The sequence below is a fragment of the Arthrobacter sp. Dra40 genome, from assembly GCF_059091905.1.
The window spans coordinates 1-428 of record NZ_JBNHHB010000569.1; the positions used below are offsets into that span (position 1 = coordinate 1).

Below are 428 nucleotides of genomic sequence, written 5' to 3' on the forward strand. Positions count from 1 at the left end.
GGCCAGCTCAGCCGGAGAGGGCTGAGAGGCCCGCCAGGGTGCGTTCAGTAGCCTCGCGCAGGGCCGCGGCATCCGGCCCCGCCTTAAGGATGTCCCTGCTGGACGTTGCCAGGACATTCCCGACGGCGGACCCGAAGGCGGCCGCGATGTCCGCCCCGGTGGCTCCCTGCGCGCCCAGGCCCGGAGCCAGCAGCGGTCCGTTGACCGCCGCAAGATCCAGCCCGAGACGTTCCATCACTTCGGCCCGGACGGTGGCACCGACGACCAGGCCCACGGAGCCCAGCCCGCCGTTGCGGCCGGCCTCTGCGTTGTCTGCCGCAGCGGCCTGCGCTATCCGGCCCGCCACCGACCCCGTGCCGCCGACGTGCTGGACACTGGCGCCCTCCGGGTTGGAGGTCAACGCCAGGACGAACACGCCGCGGCCTGTG

1 protein-coding gene is annotated in these 428 nt (G+C 73.6%); it reads right to left on the reverse strand.

What is annotated here, in order from left to right; genetic code table 11:
• Positions 1 to 7: 7 nt before the first annotated feature.
• On the reverse strand, positions 8 to 428 hold a 421-nt coding region (locus tag AC5RWT_RS38030; RefSeq protein ID WP_494084712.1), incomplete at its 5' end, for an orotidine 5'-phosphate decarboxylase / HUMPS family protein.